Source organism: Paenibacillus sp. FSL H8-0260, assembly GCF_045040625.1.
Taxonomy (GTDB): Bacteria; Bacillota; Bacilli; order Paenibacillales; family Paenibacillaceae; genus Paenibacillus_AQ; species Paenibacillus_AQ odorifer.
The window spans coordinates 3,648,348-3,664,606 of the sequence record NZ_CP150298.1 but is presented as its reverse complement, the minus strand read 5'-3'; the positions used below and the strand labels follow the sequence as shown (position 1 = coordinate 3,664,606).

General features: G+C 45.9%; 15 protein-coding genes. All 15 read right to left on the bottom strand.

The window, feature by feature from the left end; translation table 11 throughout:
• Positions 1 to 150: 150 nt before the first annotated feature.
• Complete coding sequence (locus MHI51_RS16200) at positions 151 to 1,008, bottom strand: ABC transporter ATP-binding protein (RefSeq protein ID WP_076217638.1); 858 nt, start codon at positions 1,006 to 1,008, stop codon at positions 151 to 153.
• 9 nt (positions 1,009 to 1,017) lie between these two features.
• Entirely contained in the window at positions 1,018 to 2,031 is a 1,014-nt protein-coding gene (locus tag MHI51_RS16195; RefSeq protein WP_076179405.1) for an iron ABC transporter permease, read from the bottom strand.
• Positions 2,028 to 3,053, bottom strand: a complete 1,026-nt coding sequence (locus MHI51_RS16190; RefSeq protein WP_076126583.1) for an iron ABC transporter permease — start codon at positions 3,051 to 3,053, stop codon at positions 2,028 to 2,030. Before MHI51_RS16190 ends, MHI51_RS16195 begins: the two co-directional genes overlap by 4 nt.
• 74 nt (positions 3,054 to 3,127) lie before the next feature.
• Positions 3,128 to 5,098 carry an AraC family transcriptional regulator gene (locus MHI51_RS16185; RefSeq protein WP_076217639.1) on the bottom strand — a complete coding sequence of 657 codons (1,971 nt, stop codon included), beginning with the start codon at positions 5,096 to 5,098 and terminating at the stop codon, positions 3,128 to 3,130.
• Positions 5,099 to 5,354: 256 nt separating this feature from the next.
• Positions 5,355 to 5,630 (bottom strand): hypothetical protein, encoded by a 276-nt coding sequence (locus MHI51_RS16180; RefSeq protein WP_076309496.1) that lies wholly within the window; start codon positions 5,628 to 5,630, stop codon positions 5,355 to 5,357.
• A gap of 59 nt (positions 5,631 to 5,689) precedes the next feature.
• Positions 5,690 to 6,241 carry an NADAR family protein gene (locus tag MHI51_RS16175; RefSeq protein ID WP_076217641.1) on the bottom strand — a complete coding sequence of 184 codons (552 nt, stop codon included), beginning with the start codon at positions 6,239 to 6,241 and terminating at the stop codon, positions 5,690 to 5,692.
• Between the two features lie 2 nt (positions 6,242 to 6,243).
• Entirely contained in the window at positions 6,244 to 7,131 is an 888-nt protein-coding gene (locus MHI51_RS16170; RefSeq protein WP_076217642.1) for an NrtR DNA-binding winged helix domain-containing protein, read from the bottom strand.
• Between the two features lie 26 nt (positions 7,132 to 7,157).
• Complete coding sequence (locus MHI51_RS16165; protein WP_076217643.1) at positions 7,158 to 8,168, bottom strand: AAA family ATPase; 1,011 nt, start codon at positions 8,166 to 8,168, stop codon at positions 7,158 to 7,160.
• Positions 8,165 to 8,845 carry a nicotinamide riboside transporter PnuC gene (gene pnuC / locus MHI51_RS16160; protein ID WP_076217644.1) on the bottom strand — a complete coding sequence of 227 codons (681 nt, stop codon included), beginning with the start codon at positions 8,843 to 8,845 and terminating at the stop codon, positions 8,165 to 8,167. Before pnuC ends, MHI51_RS16165 begins: the two co-directional genes overlap by 4 nt.
• A 591-nt stretch (positions 8,846 to 9,436) precedes the next feature.
• The gene (locus tag MHI51_RS16155; protein ID WP_076277375.1) at positions 9,437 to 11,098 is read right to left on the bottom strand and encodes a DUF6138 family protein; all 1,662 of its coding nucleotides are present in this window, start codon (positions 11,096 to 11,098) and stop codon (positions 9,437 to 9,439) included.
• A gap of 44 nt (positions 11,099 to 11,142) precedes the next feature.
• The gene (locus tag MHI51_RS16150; protein ID WP_076126570.1) at positions 11,143 to 12,069 is read right to left on the bottom strand and encodes an ADP-ribosylglycohydrolase family protein; all 927 of its coding nucleotides are present in this window, start codon (positions 12,067 to 12,069) and stop codon (positions 11,143 to 11,145) included.
• A gap of 306 nt (positions 12,070 to 12,375) precedes the next feature.
• Positions 12,376 to 13,317 (bottom strand): alpha/beta hydrolase, encoded by a 942-nt coding sequence (locus MHI51_RS16145; RefSeq protein WP_076126568.1) that lies wholly within the window; start codon positions 13,315 to 13,317, stop codon positions 12,376 to 12,378.
• A gap of 60 nt (positions 13,318 to 13,377) precedes the next feature.
• Positions 13,378 to 14,430, bottom strand: coding sequence for an LLM class flavin-dependent oxidoreductase (locus MHI51_RS16140; protein WP_405173100.1), 1,053 nt, complete (start codon positions 14,428 to 14,430; stop codon positions 13,378 to 13,380).
• Between the two features lie 63 nt (positions 14,431 to 14,493).
• A complete protein-coding gene (locus MHI51_RS16135) occupies positions 14,494 to 15,363 on the bottom strand; it encodes an NAD(P)-dependent oxidoreductase (protein WP_076217647.1) in 870 nt (289 codons plus the stop codon).
• A 157-nt stretch (positions 15,364 to 15,520) separates the two neighbouring features.
• Positions 15,521 to 16,105, bottom strand: a complete 585-nt coding sequence (locus MHI51_RS16130; protein ID WP_249267693.1) for a TetR/AcrR family transcriptional regulator — start codon at positions 16,103 to 16,105, stop codon at positions 15,521 to 15,523.
• Between the last annotated feature and the right edge of the window lie 154 nt (positions 16,106 to 16,259).

The window sequence follows — 16,259 nt, the reverse complement described above, 5'->3', positions numbered from 1 at the left end:
AAGCCTTAGCCCACTTTCATGGAGTTAGTTGCTTGTGGAAGCTACACCAAAGGCTATACGCGTTGAATCGTGGCTATCATGACACCGGCAAATCCAATGCCTAACTGCACCAGTATTTCCGTGCGCCTAGGAGGACACGCTATGCGATTTTCAAGTGGCAATCGCCTCCTTCTGTTCCTTAGCTTTTGGGAATCCTTGATCCACACCTTGTTCTCTACGATTATCACGCAAGAGCTCGTACGTCACATACACCGGTCGCCCTGTTCGTGGTTCCAGCATAATCTCGGCATCAATGGCAAATACCTCACGCAGCGTCCGTACCGTCATTACACGCTCTGGCGAACCATGCTCCACCACCTGACCCTCACGAATCGCCACCATATAGTCGGAGAAGCGTGCTGCCAGATTCAGGTCATGCAGCACCATCACAATCGTCACCTGTTGACTGCGATTTAGTTCATAGAGCAGTTCCAGCACTTCAAGCTGATGCGCCAGGTCCAGATAGGTTGTGGGTTCATCCAGCAGGATCAGATCGGTTTGCTGGGCGAGCGCCATCGCAATCCATACGCGCTGACGCTGACCGCCAGATAGCGTATCGACCTCACGATGCTCAAATGCTGTAAGCTGTGTAACCGATAGAGCCCAGACTACTACTTGCTTATCCTCTTTGGAGAGCTTGCCGAAGCCCCGTTGATGAGGAAAACGCCCATAGGCGATTAATTGACCGACCGTCAAACCGCTCGGTGCGGTTGGCGTCTGCGGCAGAATTGCCATCTGTTTGGCCACTTCCTTGGTGGACAGCGTACGGATATCGGCGCCATTCAGATAAACCGTACCATTATTCGTCTTGAGCAACCGACCGACTGCCTTTAGTACGGTTGATTTGCCGCATCCATTGGGACCAATAATCGAGGTAATCTGTCCACGCGGAATCTGCAAGTCCAGTTCTTGTACGATAAGCGTGTCATTATAGGCAATATCGATTTGTTGCGCTGTAATACTTTCCATGACGTCCTCCTAATTGGCCTTCGATAGTAAATAAAGAAAGTACGGAACACTGATGACCGTAATGACAATTCCCGTCGGCACATCTCCCCCCAAGCTAACCGTGCGCGTAATCGTGTCAGCCAGCACCACGACTAATCCTCCGGTCAGGCTGGCAGCCGGAACGAGCAATTTGTGATCGGGCCCGACCAGTTTTCTTGCCACATGCGGAGCGATCAAGCCAACGAAAAAGAAGCTTCCGCCCACGGCCACACTGCCAGAGGATAAAGCAACCGCAGCGATCGACAACCCCAAAAACTGCCGCTTCACGGCAAGACCCAGCCCTTCTGCCGTCTGATTGCCCAGATGGAGGGTGTTGAGTATGCGAGACTTGTAGAAAATATAGCCGAGTAAAATCAAGACCCATGGTGCCAGCACGGAAATATAACGCCAATCAGCGCCCCATAAGCTTCCCGCCAGCCAATGCAGCATGAAATCCATCTGCGAATCATTCAGCTTGAGAGTCAGGAAGGTGGTCAGCGCTTCATACCCGCTTCCGAGTGCGACCCCGGTTAAGATCAAACCGATTGGCGAAATATCTCGCCCACGGCGATACGATAATAAGAAGATCAATCCCGCCGCCAATAATCCGCCAACAAAGGCCAGTAGTGGTAGGGCAATAAAGGAGCCCTTTCCTGTCGATGCGATGAATACGACGAAGAACAGGACAAACAAACCCGATCCCGAACTAATCCCCAGCGTCCCTGGACTAGCCATGTCATTACGCAGCAAACTCTGCATCACGACCCCAGCCGCTCCCATTCCCAGACCTACCAAGATCGACAGTGTGATTCGTGGCAGGCGAAAATCGAACACGATCAGATTTTGCTTATCTGTACCGTTTCCGAGGAGAACATTCAGCACTTCTAGCGGTGAAAGATTCATTTTGCCAGAATTCATGCTAATGACAGCAAACATAAGGATGAGCACCATAAGCACTATATTGACGATAATGCCCCTTTGCACCGTATAACGCTGCTTGATCATTCAGATTCCCTCCTTTGCTTGCGAGCCAGGAAGAGAAAGTACGGCACACCAATGATAGAAAATATAATACCAATCGGTGTTTCGAACGGCTTATTGATCAAGCGGCCAGCCAGATCGGCCGACACGGTCAGCAACGCACCATATAGTGCAACTGCCGGAATAATGTAACGATAGTCGACACCGACCATGTATCGCACAATATGTGGGGTAATCAGACCAACAAACCCGATCGGACCAACTAAGACAACAGCTAATCCAGTCAGCACGAGCACGATAATCGTCGATAAACCTTTGACCAGTCCGCTACGAATACCGAGTCCACTTGCCACATCATCCCCCAAACTGAGCAGTGTAACAGAAGGAGATAGCGCCAGCGCCAGCAGTACACCACCAACAAATAGCGGTGAGATGATCAGCAATTCCCCCCACTTGACCCCCGCTGTACTGCCTGCCGTCCAGAATGCTAATGCTCGACCCAGATTATAATTGATCGCTAAATACTGACTGAGCGCGCCAAATAGCATAGAGATGGACAGTCCTGCCAGTACCAGCCGCTGAGGCGTCATCCCGCGCTTGCCCAGTGACGCGATGAAGTAAGTGATCCCGGTCGCGAGTGCTGCTCCCAGACAAGCAAACAGCATCATATGCCCATACGAATAACCCGGCAGAAAGGCCAGGCAAAGAGCAATCGCGAATGCTGCACCAGAGCTGATGCCCATCAGCCCGGAGTCAGCCAGCGGATTTCGCGTCGTTCCCTGCATAATAGCCCCACATACCGCAAGGCTGCATCCGACGATCAGATCGGCTACGGTACGCGGAAGACGTAGGGTTTGTATAATTTGATGCTCAGTGAGCGTTGGATCAAATCGGAAAATAGCCTCCCATGCAGTCGCTAACCTCATGTCGGCGGCGCCGAAGCTAATCGACGCCGCCGACATGAGAACCGTTAATCCAAGCCCTACCACCATGTACATGGTGAAATTCACCGCCCCACGGCGTTTTTGTTCAGGCTTGTTTTTCATTACGCTTTCCTTTCCTTACCTACTGATAGTCATATTTACAAATTGGAGTACTTCTTTTTACCTCGTCAAAATCCTTATCTAGCCATAGCCAGCAATTGATTTACAATATGATCAATCAATGCACTGGAAGTCATTATATCCGTGGACCAAGATAGCGATGTACCCACCGATATGATCCGATTATGTTGCACAGCAGGTAGCGATTTCCAGACAGCATTATCAGTAGGGACTTCCGTATCTCCTATAGCGATTAGATAATCCCCTATGTAAGCAGCCAAGACCTCCATAGAGATATCTCCCCAATATTTATCTGTGTCAATAATATCAGTTTGAACTTTTGAAGGTGCCTTCATTTTAAGTCCATTATAAACAAGCTCGCCAACCGCATGCTTGGCTCCAGCGATGTAGTTACTTTTATCACTGAATTCCCCCATAGTAATCGTCACGTCTGAAAGACCTGCATTCTGAAGGGCTAGCTTCGCTTCTTCGATTTTTCCGGCATAAGCACTCAGAACAGCCTTAGCCTCTTCCTGCTTGTTCAAAACATCACCAATAAAATGTATCCGCTCTTCTGTAGTCATATCACCATAAGGGACATAAATTGTCGGGGCAATTTTGGATAAATCTTCATAATTTTCATCGCCCCATGCTAAAATGATCAGATCAGGCTCAAGAGTCATGACATCTTCCGGCTCCATAGCTATTTTAATAGAGTCTGTAATCTGGTTAGCAAAAACAGCCTCTTTCCCGTCCCTTGCCGCTCTCGCCACCCCTAAAGGAGTTACACCTAGGGCCACTACATCACCAACCAAATAATCGACTACAACACGCTGAGGGTTGTTCGGTACCTTAACGTCGCCCTTTACTGTGGATATCGTTCTCGTCTGCGAGACTGCTTCTGAAGCATTCGTCTCCGATACTTCCGGTTGTGTCGTCTGTTGTGTCTGCGCAGGGTTTGAATTCACCGTTCCCCCGTTATTCGATGGCGTTCCCGACGCACATGCCGACAATAACAGCATCAAGCTCATCGTCGCCGCCAAGATCATTTCTTTACTTCTTACTTTTCCAAACATGGTTGATTCCCCTTCTCTATAAGACTGGACTAGACCCGCTAGTTCCCTCTCATAGTAAAGAAAATGAGAATCATTATCAATACCATCAACCTGCATAGATAGTGCGTTTATTTTCCGATAATCACTTGGTGTCATCTTGTAATACTTCTTAAACATCCGAAACAGATTTTTCTCATCTGCAAAACCAGATCCTGTTGCGATCTCTTTAATGGTTGCTTCTGTATGTTTCAAGTCATGGCAGGCAGCTTCAATCCTTCTCTGAATGAGGTACTCCTGTAAGCTCATGCCTTCCTTTTTTTTGAACAGCCGCGTCAATTGCCCGCCACTGATCCCAAACATATCAGCAATTTCTTGGAACATAATCGGCTGCATGTAATGTTTATCGAGATATATCTTGGCAGAACAGGCTGGATCTGGCTGGAGATACCGAATTTCACCACTCTCAAAATCTCTGTACACCCCATGTATCAATTGATATAGAAAACTTTTGGCCTGCAGCTGATCCATCGCTTTGCCGCGGTTCCAGCCAGTCATCATCTGTTGAAACCAATCGAGTAACAAGATAGGATTGCTTGGTGTATAACCATACTGTTGAACAAATGGATTTACTTCCTCCAGTAATTGCTGCAGGTGCCTCTTGAAAAAAAGAGGTAATTCTGCTTTATAAAACACCATAAAGGTCTTCACATTCTCCCCTTTAGGCGAAATACTGAGCAGGCTCCCCTTCCCTCCGTGAACTAAACCAAAGCGTTCCATTCCAAATGTGGTTTCATTCATTTGAATTTGTGCTTCTCCTCCACATGCATAGATAAACATGCTACTAGGCATTTTATACTGCTCCAACGGGTATTGGGACGCTACATTCTGAAAACGTACATCTATTAATGTAATGATCGAACGTGTCCAAATGTGGGCCATCGTATCGATCATCTCTGGTGTAAATACCTGGCTTGCTGCTGCTTCGTCTTGCATCTATCTGCGCTCCCTCATCTCACCTTTTGCAATTTATATATCACCTATCAATTGATATTGATTATCAATATCATAATTCATGAGGTAAGTATATCATCATTAAGTGACATTGGGGACAAGTTCTTGCCCTGAGCAAAAGACAAGCACTTGTACCGATAAAAAAAACCGCGCACAGCGCGGCTTCCAGTGAGACTATGTTCTTGTCCTCTGAGCGAAGAATCGTTTCTATACTCTCAGTAGAAGATATTATTTACAGCTAAATATTCCGAAGCAGTGAAGGATCAAGTTCCTCTCTCCCTAAGTAGCCGCTGCAGATAACGGGACGGTTAATGATTTCATACATTTTTTTAAGATCCGAAATGTACTCTTGGCTCCAAGTTTCAAAAGAATCGAATTCCGCCTTAGAAATTTGATGGTACTCCGGGGAGTCGGTTACCCCCGTAAGGACCTCATATGCATAAATATTATCGCCAAACTTTCCTACTGATTGGTATCTTCCTGTTTTCAGGCAGATATAATCGGTATATTTCACGGTCATCCCTCATCCTGTCATTGATTTCCTCAAGTCCATTAATTTAATCTTGTATAAATCTAACTCCGCAGCAACTCGTCCCGCGCTTCCGTCAGTGCGAACCCCAGCAGATTTCTGCCCCGCCATTTCATGGGATTCTCCGCATCCGGATTGGACTGGCCCATGCCGATCCCCCAAATACGGTCCCGCGGGCTAGCCTCGACGAGGATGCGGTTCTTCGTCGAGTTAAGATAATCGTTAAGCTTCGGATTCTGCGAAAATTTGGCCAAGCTGGCTCTTTTGACGATGCTGTAACATTCCTTATCCCAAATATCTTTGTCAAAGTTTTGGACCGCACGTCCAAAAGCCTTCATCTCCTTTGGATGCTTAGCTTTAAGGATGGACTCCAGCATTTCGTCATCGCCGAACAACCTTGCCTTCTCGGCCATCATAAACTGCTCGGCGCATGAGTACTGCGTTCCCTCTAACGTGAACGGGCACAGCCACCATTGGCTGAAGCAGCTTTTATCAACGCTCCCGTCCTTAGGCGGTGTATGTCCCCAAAAAAACACGAATTTGAACTTTTTTCCTTCGTTATATGCTTTTCTTAACTCATCGATATTGTAAATCATCGTTAACCCTCCAAATTTCTCCGATATAAGCGGGATGGTCTATGCCCCGCATTTTCGGTATAATGATCGGTCTCCACTACAAGATCGGCTACTTTACGCCGGAAGGCCGCCTTCAACAGCTCTTTATCCATAATTACCTCATAAACCTGCTGCAGTTCCGTCAAGGTAAAAAGCTTCGGCATCAAGTGCAGTGCAATATCGGTGTAATTCACTTTTCCCCGTAACCGATCAATAGCGCATGCTATGATCTTCGCATGGTCGAAGGCCAATCCGTCATTCGATACGATCTCATAATCCGTGCCAGTCGATGTAGTCTTCGCTGTCATAGTCCTCGCCACGACCGCCGAAAGTTCTTCTTCTTCACTGCTTAGTTTGAGTTCGTACTCCAGCGTCTTGATGTATCCGTCCACAATCAGTTCTTTTTGCTCCCGCAGCGGCCGATAGGATACCTTGAACCAGGCGGCGTCTGCTGCATCATCTCCTGCCTTTAACTCCAACTTGTCGCTGTTAATCAGAGCCATATAGCTGCAGCTTATTACCCAGGTTCGTGGGTCGCGCCCGATATCACTGAACGTATACAGCTGCTCCAGATAAACGTCTTCTACGCCGGTTTCCTCGCATAGTTCCCTTACTGCTGCCTGCTCAGTTGTCTCATTCGGCCGGACAAAACCGCCAGGCAGCGCCCATTTGCTCAGGAAGGGGTGAGCCCCCCGGCGAATTAGTAGGACGCGTAGCTCTTTTTCTGGTAGTTTGCGATAACTGTCAGCCTCGTCTTCCGTCACAGTGAAGATAACCATATCCGTTGTCACTGAAGGACGCTCGTAATCGCCTGCCTTGTATTGCTTCAAAAATTCAGATTCCGTAAGTCCATCCTTATCCAACAAATCCAAGTGGGTATGCCTCCTTTATATTTGATTTAATCGTTCAGCTCTCCGAAATAGTTCCCGTAGGGCTCGAACTTTGCCAACACTTCATCTACCTTGCGTATACGTTCCTCCAGGCTCCCCCGCAGCGTAATATAGGGGATCCGCCGCTCCTTCAAATCCGCGATAATCTGTTTATGAAAGACATGCCGCTTCTGATCCCCGCTGCGGTCCCACGTATCGTCGTAAGGAATATCGTCAGCGCATAAGAAGAACAGATCATAACGTTGCGCGTTCTCCAGAGCGATCCGGGTTAACAGCTCGGGGGCCCGGCCGTGGTAATCTAGGGCGAACATATACGTCGTGATCGCATTGGTATCGACGAACAGAACCCGGTTCGCCGCAAGCATTGCCTGTTCTTCGCGCTCGATATGACCCACCGCGATTTCATCGAACGCTTCCAAGCCGATTCGGCGGTCCACCTGATGTTCGGTCCAATAATCGCGTCCGTATTCGCTTGCGAACGTTGTGCAATATCGCTGTGCCAGTGCTTCGGTGATCGTCGACTTACCCGTTGACATCGCTCCAACGAATACCAATTTCGTGATCAAATCCCGGTACACGATATCACTTACGAACTCCCTGTACTGATATGGATTGGAACGGACCATCGTCGCTGAGATCGGGACCCGCTCTCGGGCTTCATCCACCCGCCGGTCTATTGCACCCAAAGCGAGACTCATATGTTTGCCGTAGAATTCGCTCGAGTAAAAATGCGTTACTTGCTCTCCGTTCAGCAAACCGAGTATATACTGTTCTTCCCGAACCTCATGCTCCCTGTCATCCGAATATCCATCCGGACCATCCCAAGCTTCGATTACCCGGACTTCCGGATAGAGCCTGCGAATCCAATTTGCCCGGACATGAAGCGGGATCGGAGTGACTGTCGTTTCGTAAATGACTAGGATCAATTCATCGACCTCTTGTAGCGCCGTTTCAATCATGAACTGATGGCCTTTATGCAGCGGGGCAAACTTCCCCAGTGTTAGTCCAAGCGTGTTCATGCCGCCACCTCCTTCGCCCCTTTATTCCAAATATAGTACCCGTAAACTGCGTTGACCAGATACGCGCTCCACATCACGATCATCAGTAGGCCTTCCCCGCTGCCCTCCAGCATGCGAATCGCCCACAGCAGCACCGTAAAGAGATTTAGCACGATATAGACCAGCCATTGTTCCTTGAATCTTCTAACCATTAAGAAGGTCGCTACAACAGACAGCACCGTTGTAGTGGCATCAATGTAAGGCGAATTCTGTCCCGGAATGAACGAAAGCCCAAATCCGAGCACTAAACAGCCGATTACACAGACCATCCCAACGAGGAGCAGTCTTCTAAGATCCATCTGCCGCATGGTCAGTCTACCGTCTTTTTGGCGATTATTTTTCCACATGTAGAAGCCAATGACATTCATTGGAACAAAGAATAGCAGATTCAGCATAACCTCTCCAAACAAACCGTTAATATAGGCCAAATAAGCATAACCGATGGTATTGTACATGCCGAAAACATAGCTCATCAGGTTGCCCTTCGCTGCAAGCACCACGCATAACACCCCAGTAATAAATACCGTGAATCCGAATAAAGAGTCCTTTGTAATCACTGTAAACCCGACAGCGATTGAGGTAAATAGTATCAACCACGTAATTTCGAACAGATTCCAGTTAGCCGCTACCTTTTTCATCTTACATCCCTCCGCTTTTTCCACTCATTCATAGAGCGAAAAAAATTAGTTGTACTTAGTATCATTTTGTTATTAACATATTGTTACTATCAAAAATAACAGAAAATTCTGCGAAGGGCAAGCAAATTCTTCCTATTTCCATAGACAGGTACTTATTTAAGGCTTCTCAACAGAACTAACTTTAAATTTGTAAAAATAAAAAGAAACCCCTATTAAAAGGGATTTCCTCTAATCTTGTTCAACTAACGTACCAATAGGTGGACTGTTTTTTTAAGGTTTACTATTCCGTCTTTCTACTCAAATAAATAATCACCCTCTTTTTCTAAGAGAACAGGTAAATACTGAGTTACCATTTCAGTAAACACGAAATCATCCCCACAATTAAATTGTGCACTTCATTACATAAACCCGTCTTCGGGTTCACCAACATCAAATCCTAATACTTTTGTCGCCTCCAATTTAAATCTCTCTATCCAAGAACTCCAATCACTATTACTCATCTGTGCATAAAATGATAAACCACTTGGCTCCACTGAAGCCACAATAAAAACATCATCATCTTCCTGCCCGAACCAATAGGGAATTCCATTTTTATATATCGTCATAACTTATAAGAGTCAGTAGCTCCGATAGAATAACTCTAAGCTCAAGCTCCGTTTGCTCTGACTTCACGGCTTTTTCCAGCTTTGCACGGCTTCCGAATATCCGGTATAGAACCTGCTCCCGTTCATATATTTCTTTAGGCGACAGCTCTTGAAGCAGCGCTTCTGCAAGCTCGACCCGATCGATCACGAAGTTTTTGACAGATCTTGCTTCCTCATTTCCTGCTAGCAGAATGTCGACTAGAACTGGCATAAGCTCAGCCTCCACACCGTGCGTATCAATAAAGGTCTCCGCATAACTATCCTGTATCATTTGGTGCTCCGAATCTACCATCTCCATATAACGAGAGACGAGTGAGAAATATTCCTTGCTATATAATCCTAATCCGAGTACAGCATAGGTACCAGGCATGACCGACTTTTCACCCGGTTCCGTGTCCTTGTACCACGCATAGGGCTCCATTGCGATATCCGCATACGCAGCCAGCTTAGGAAAAAGAGACGGATAGGCTAGTGCACCAGCAAAAAACTGATGAAGACCTGATTTAGCCATTTTTTTTAGAGGAAGATAGTTCCTTTGTTTGCTTTTCAGCTTCAGGTGATATTCCTTCGGGAATCCCTGCTGCAGCAATTGGGTAATGTGATCCAATGCTTCTCCATAAGCTGCTTCCTCCTCGTTCAAAATCCGGACTTCAATGCTCTGTGTTACATCATTATTATCAACTTCAACACGGGTCCCTTTATATACTGGAGTGAATTTCCCGCTTCCCCCCAGGATATACTCCGCTGCGTGTTTTGAACCAAGTTGGACAGCTAGTTTCAAATATTGTTCCCGGATGTCCGGTTTCGTTTTTCCAATTTGCAGAGCGGCATATACAAAAAAGGAAAGTTGATCTGCATTCGGATCCATAAGCGCCATATCCTCTTTAGGTATCCAATCCATTCTAAAGCTGCCTGTACGCACAAAATAGCGTGGAAGAAAAATATTTTGAATCCAATTATCCATAGCCAAAGTATACTGGCCAGTCCATTCGTCTAAGCGTCGCCTATTACTTCTGAGCTTGTCGGATAAATGCTCAATTAATGGGCCAACCGCATTTTCTTCTTGCTTCATAAGATCAGGGTTCATCAAGTGATGAGAAAAGAAAAACTGGTCATCAACACTCGGCAATACGGGAAGATCAGACATGATTTTGGATGTTATAAACTTCTGTAATGATTTGCGGAGTTCGTTCAGCTTCTCTTCGTTAACCAGATGCACGCAAAGTGTTAAGTCTTCGTCCTCCATTTCAAAGGAAAGTACGATCTGGAATCGGTAATCAAAAAAACGAGGACCTAACTTCTCTGATAAAAAAAGCTCCTCCACTCTCTTGCATAATGCCGGGTAAAGTTCAGATCTAATTAATTCATCCGTGAGTTCGGCGATATAAGGACCTGCTTCGATTTCATAAGAGCTGTCCGTCCAATCGAACGGTTCTTCAACATCAATATGTATTTTTCCGTCACGCCAAGCTACCTGAAGATAATCCTTTATCCCTGCCTGGAGCGGACGATTTTCTATGAATTCATTTATTCTTATAGTCTCTTTGTTGTATATGGTTATCATCTCGCTCCACACATCGTCTAAAAACCTCTGTACTGCTGCGTTCATTCCCATTCCTCCTCATAGTTAGTGCTAATAGAACCTAGTACTCCTCATGCAGATTGAAGACGGAGCAGCAGTTGATCAACCAGATCTGTCTCTCGCAGCTGGTTGATCCAGCGCTGAGGGATATGCTCATACCCATATCGGATTCCGGCAAGTCCACCTGTGATACAGGCTGTTGTATCCGTGTCGTTGCCTAAGGCAACTGCTCGTTTGACGGCATCTTCGTAGGAAGTGCAGGTTTGGAGGATCATACACGCACTGAACAAGGAATCCACAACATAACCAGATCCTTCGCCATAGAATACTTTATCTGGATGAATGTTCTCTTCGAGCTCCCGTTCATGCTCAGGCATCTGCTGGTAGATCGTTCGAAGCTTGCTAAGAGCAGTTCGGTAGCACAGATTGAAGTCTTGCTCTTGCAACAGTTCACGTGCAATTAACACATAGAAGGCACAACATACCTGATTACAGATATGTGCATGAGTTACAAGGCATTGAGTATGTGCATCCTGAACGAGTTGTTTATCTGTTCCTTTGTGCCACAAGGCAAGTGGTAGCACACGCATTAGCGCCCCATTCCCTTTCCCATCAGGAACTGTATTGCCACTCTCGTAAGGGGACATTCCTTGGTAATAAGTAGACAACGTACGACTGGTTTGTATTCCAACATCAAAAACTTGTTGGGCTACTGCCCATCTACCTTCATGATACCAGTCGACCAATTTGTCAGCAAAATCAGTTAGCTCCAGTGTACCTTTATCGATCAGACTCTCCAGCAGACATAGTGCCTGCGCACCATCATCCGACCAGGTGCCGGCTGGAACATCTCGGTAGGTGGGCTGAAAGCCCACAGGAGGAGTAAACTCAATCTGCTCCAGAGGTGGGAGCTGCTCCGCTGATCTGAATTCATAGGGGACACCAAGAGCATCTCCAATCAATAAGCCGTAAAGCCCACCCTTAATCTTATCCCACATGTTGTATTCTCCTTATCACTAGATATAATTTGGATCAAGCTGTCTACAAATATATAAGCCTACCCTATCAATATTTAAACTGTTTTGCATCATGTAAATAAAAATTGAAGAAATAAGCTTCCAATGAACAATACGATAGTAATCTAAGCCCTTTTTGAAATCAATAATATATAACAAAAGATGAGGCTGTTTTTAAAATCAACAACCTCATCTTTTTTATGAATACTTCCCGAATAATTACGTGTCTCTACTTAAATAACCAATCAACTTTTTCTGCGTATTCGCAGTTTATTTTAGTCCCTATAATTAGCTAGGATGAAGTGCCCGGGCCATCGCATCCATATAGCCCTGAACAGCGCGCTGACTCACTTCTGTTTCTGGAGCGAAAATTTCGAAAAGGTGAAAACAACCGGGATACAGGTGGAATTCAACATCTACACCTGCTTGTGCAAGTCGTGCCACATACTCCATTGTCTCGTCTCGGAATAGATCGAGCTGACCTATACAAGTATAGGCTGGCGGCAAACCTGCCAAGTTCTCCGCTCTCGAGGGTACTGCATAAGTAGATTCTCCTCTGACATCGCTCTCCTCGCCCAGGTACATGTTCCAAGCTGCTATGTTGTCTGTTCGTTTCCAGATTGCGCCTGCTTCCGTAATCTCATGACTGGACGGTGTGATGTTACGGTTGTCAAGCATCGGGTATAATGGCATTTGGAAAATAAGAGACGGTCCTCCTTTATCACGCGCCATCAGCGCGAGTGCTGCTGTCAGTCCGCCGCCACCGCTAGCACCGGCAATTGCAACCCGATCCACATCAATGCCAAGCAAGGCTGCCTCCTCCGTCATCCATACCAATCCAGCATAACAATCTTCGATCGCCGCCGGATAAGGGTGCTCGGGAGCAAGCCTATAATCAACCGATACGACTATACATTCAGCTGTCTGAACAAAACGTTCGCATAATTCGTCGTCCATATCCGGATGTCCTAACACGTATCCGCCCCCGTGAATCCATAGCATGGCAGGTAACAAGTCATTCGTTCGCCCGGCAGGCTCATAAATTTTCACCAGCATCTCGCCTCCATCCCTCGGGATTTTGCGCCTGGTTGTGTTTACATGCTCTGATCCTTCCACGGATGCAGCTGACACTAAGCTCCTGCTCCACTCTAAATTCTTCTCCAATTCAAACCCAGGAAATTGTGAATAAACCTCTCTTAATTCTGGTAGTATACGTGGTTCAACACTCATAATAATCCCTCCAAATAAAATAATGAATTCGTTCGTTTACGTCTTATTCATAGATAATCCTTATCCCATTTGAGCTTCCCACTTGGCAATTTCCTCTCGTACTCGCGGCGCAACCTCTGTACCGAGCAGTTCTATAGCCCGCATAACCAACTCATGCGGCATCGTACTTAAGGGAACATACATCATGAATCGTGTAATCCCTACATGCTTACGCAGATGGATTATTTTTTGGGCGACTGTTTCCGGATCCCCTACATACAACGCACCATCAAAGCGTTGGGCAGCATCATAGCTGGAACGATCGTAGTACGCCCACCCCCGTTCTTTGCCGAGCTTATTCATACCGTACTGGGCAGACGGAAAAAAGAGTTCTGCTGCCTGTTCCGTATCTTCTGCAACAAATCCGATGGAATGTGAACCTACCTGAAGCCGTGATACATCATGTCCGGCATGAGCTGCCGCCTTTTTATACAGTTGTACAAGCGGAGCAAAATTGGTTGGGTTTCCACCGATAATCGCCAGGACTAATGGCAGGCCCAGAAGTCCTGCACGCACGGCAGACTCCTGGGTACCGCCACTACCAATCCATACGGGTAAAGAGTGCTGAACAGGGCGCGGGTATACACCCAGATTATTTATCGCTGATCGATGTCCTCCACTCCATGTAACTTTCTCAGATTCCCGTATTTTCAGAAGCAGCTCGATGTTTTCATTAAATAAATCCTCATAGTCATGCAAGTCATACCCAAAAAGCGGAAAGGATTCAACAAAGGAACCCCGGCCCGCTATAATCTCGGCACGTCCATTGGATAAGCCGTCAAGCGTGGCAAAATCCTGAAACACACGGACAGGATCAGCTGATGAAAGAACCGTCACAGCACTCGTCAATCGAATCCGCTTTGTTAGGGGGGCTGCAGCAGACAACACCACTGCGGGTGATGAAGCTGCATAATCTTCACGATGATGCTCACCTATGCCAAACACATCAAGTCCTACCTGATCCGCAAGGACGATTTCTTCGACGACTTCTCGTAATCGCTGTGCGTGACTCATCACAACTCCGGTCTCAGTATCAGGCTTTGTTTCTATGAACGAAGTAACACCTATTTCCATAGTTAATCTCTCCTTATATTTTCTCTAGCAATTCGCCCGACATCATCGGTGCAACCCAATTTTTTAAGAAGAATGCTCAAGACAACGGATTAAAGCCGTCCAATCCAACTCACCATAACCATTGGCGATTCCTTCAGACAAGTGATGGTGGATAAGCTGACCTAAAGGTAGAGGAGTTTGAACGGACTTCGCTGCCTCAATAGCCAATGCAACATCTTTTAACCCAAGCTTCATTTTAAAACCGGCCGGTTCAAAGCGTTGTTCGCTCATGATCGCTCCATAGTTCTGATATATTGGAGATTGAAAAAGAGCATTCACGACATTCATAAATCGGGACGAATCAATACCGTGCTTTTCTACCATTAGCTGCACTTCCGACAAAGCTTCCAGCATTGAAGCAATTAGAAAGTTAACGCCAATTTTCACAACGTTCCCTTCTTCGCCGTGATCCCCAATCTCTACTATCTCTTGACCCAATACTGTTAAAACGGGAAGTACCCGTTGTCTTGCTTGTTCCGGACCAGCTAAAATAATACGCAATTTAGCTTCTTTAGCGGCATCTGGGCGCCCCATCACCGTGGCAGACACAAAGTGTTGCTTTCGCTCCGCATGCGAGACGGATAATTTTCGAGCCAGATCTACGCTGATTGTACTGGCAGAGATGTGAATTCCATTTTCCGACAATCCATTCAGAACACCATCTGGTCCCTCGACGACCTCCTTCAAAGCAGCATCATCAGAAAGCATGGTAATTACAAGATTGCTTTCTTTCACTGCCTCTAGCGGTGTTTTGGCATATCGTGCTCCCTGTTTCATTAAGGGTTCAACTTTTTCAGGGGTCCGATTAAAGATGACTAATTCATAACCCGCTTTCAACAGATTTTGGGCCATTGGGAGCCCCATATTTCCAAGCCCAATAAACGATACTTTCATTAGACACCTCTCCTTATTTTGAGGGATTTCTCAATAACGGAATGATCATTCCATAATAATTAAAAAAAATATAGTCTAACACATACTCCTTAATTAGCACCTTCAAAATATGGGGAATATGATAACGGAACGATCGTTCCGAAATAATTAAAAAAAATTAGATTCCTGCTATTACAAAGCTAATCATCTCTTTTGCACGTTCCGGATTCTGATCTGCTTTGGCCATAATATTAATGCTTTGATGTAAATTCAACAATAAATAAGACAACGCTTTGATATCAGTCGTTTTATCAATTTCTCCCCGTTGCTGGCCCTTTTCTAAAAGGTCACAAAAAGCTTGCTCTAATTCCAAAAAACTAGTCTTTATCAACTCATTAATTTTTTCATCTGGCGACTCCAATGTTGTAGCTACATTCGTAACAAAACACCCGCCCGGCAGGCTGGTATCGTATGCTGAAGCAATATGATACTCAAAAAATTGAAGAATTCCATCTCTAACACTAGATGCATGTTCAAGAATAGCCTGCTTATTGAAATTCCCCTTTTTATAATGCTCAAGGGCATCTGTATACAAGGTTTGCTTGTCGGAAAACGTATCGTAAAGGCTGGATCGGCTAATGCCCATCACCTCTAGTAAATCAGGTATGCTAGCCGCTTCGTATCCTTTTTTCCAAAACAACAGCATGGCTTGATGCAGCGCTTGATCTTTGTTAAATTCTTTTGTCCTAGCGATAAGTAACACCTCCCGTCATTGAAATATAACATATCTGAACTGATCAGTCCAGATTTATAAAATAAACGGACACTCATATTGGTGTCCGTTCTTAAGAGCAAATACTTAGTCATTGAATTGCTCATAAACATCTTTTATCCAAACATCAATGTTTGTTTCATAT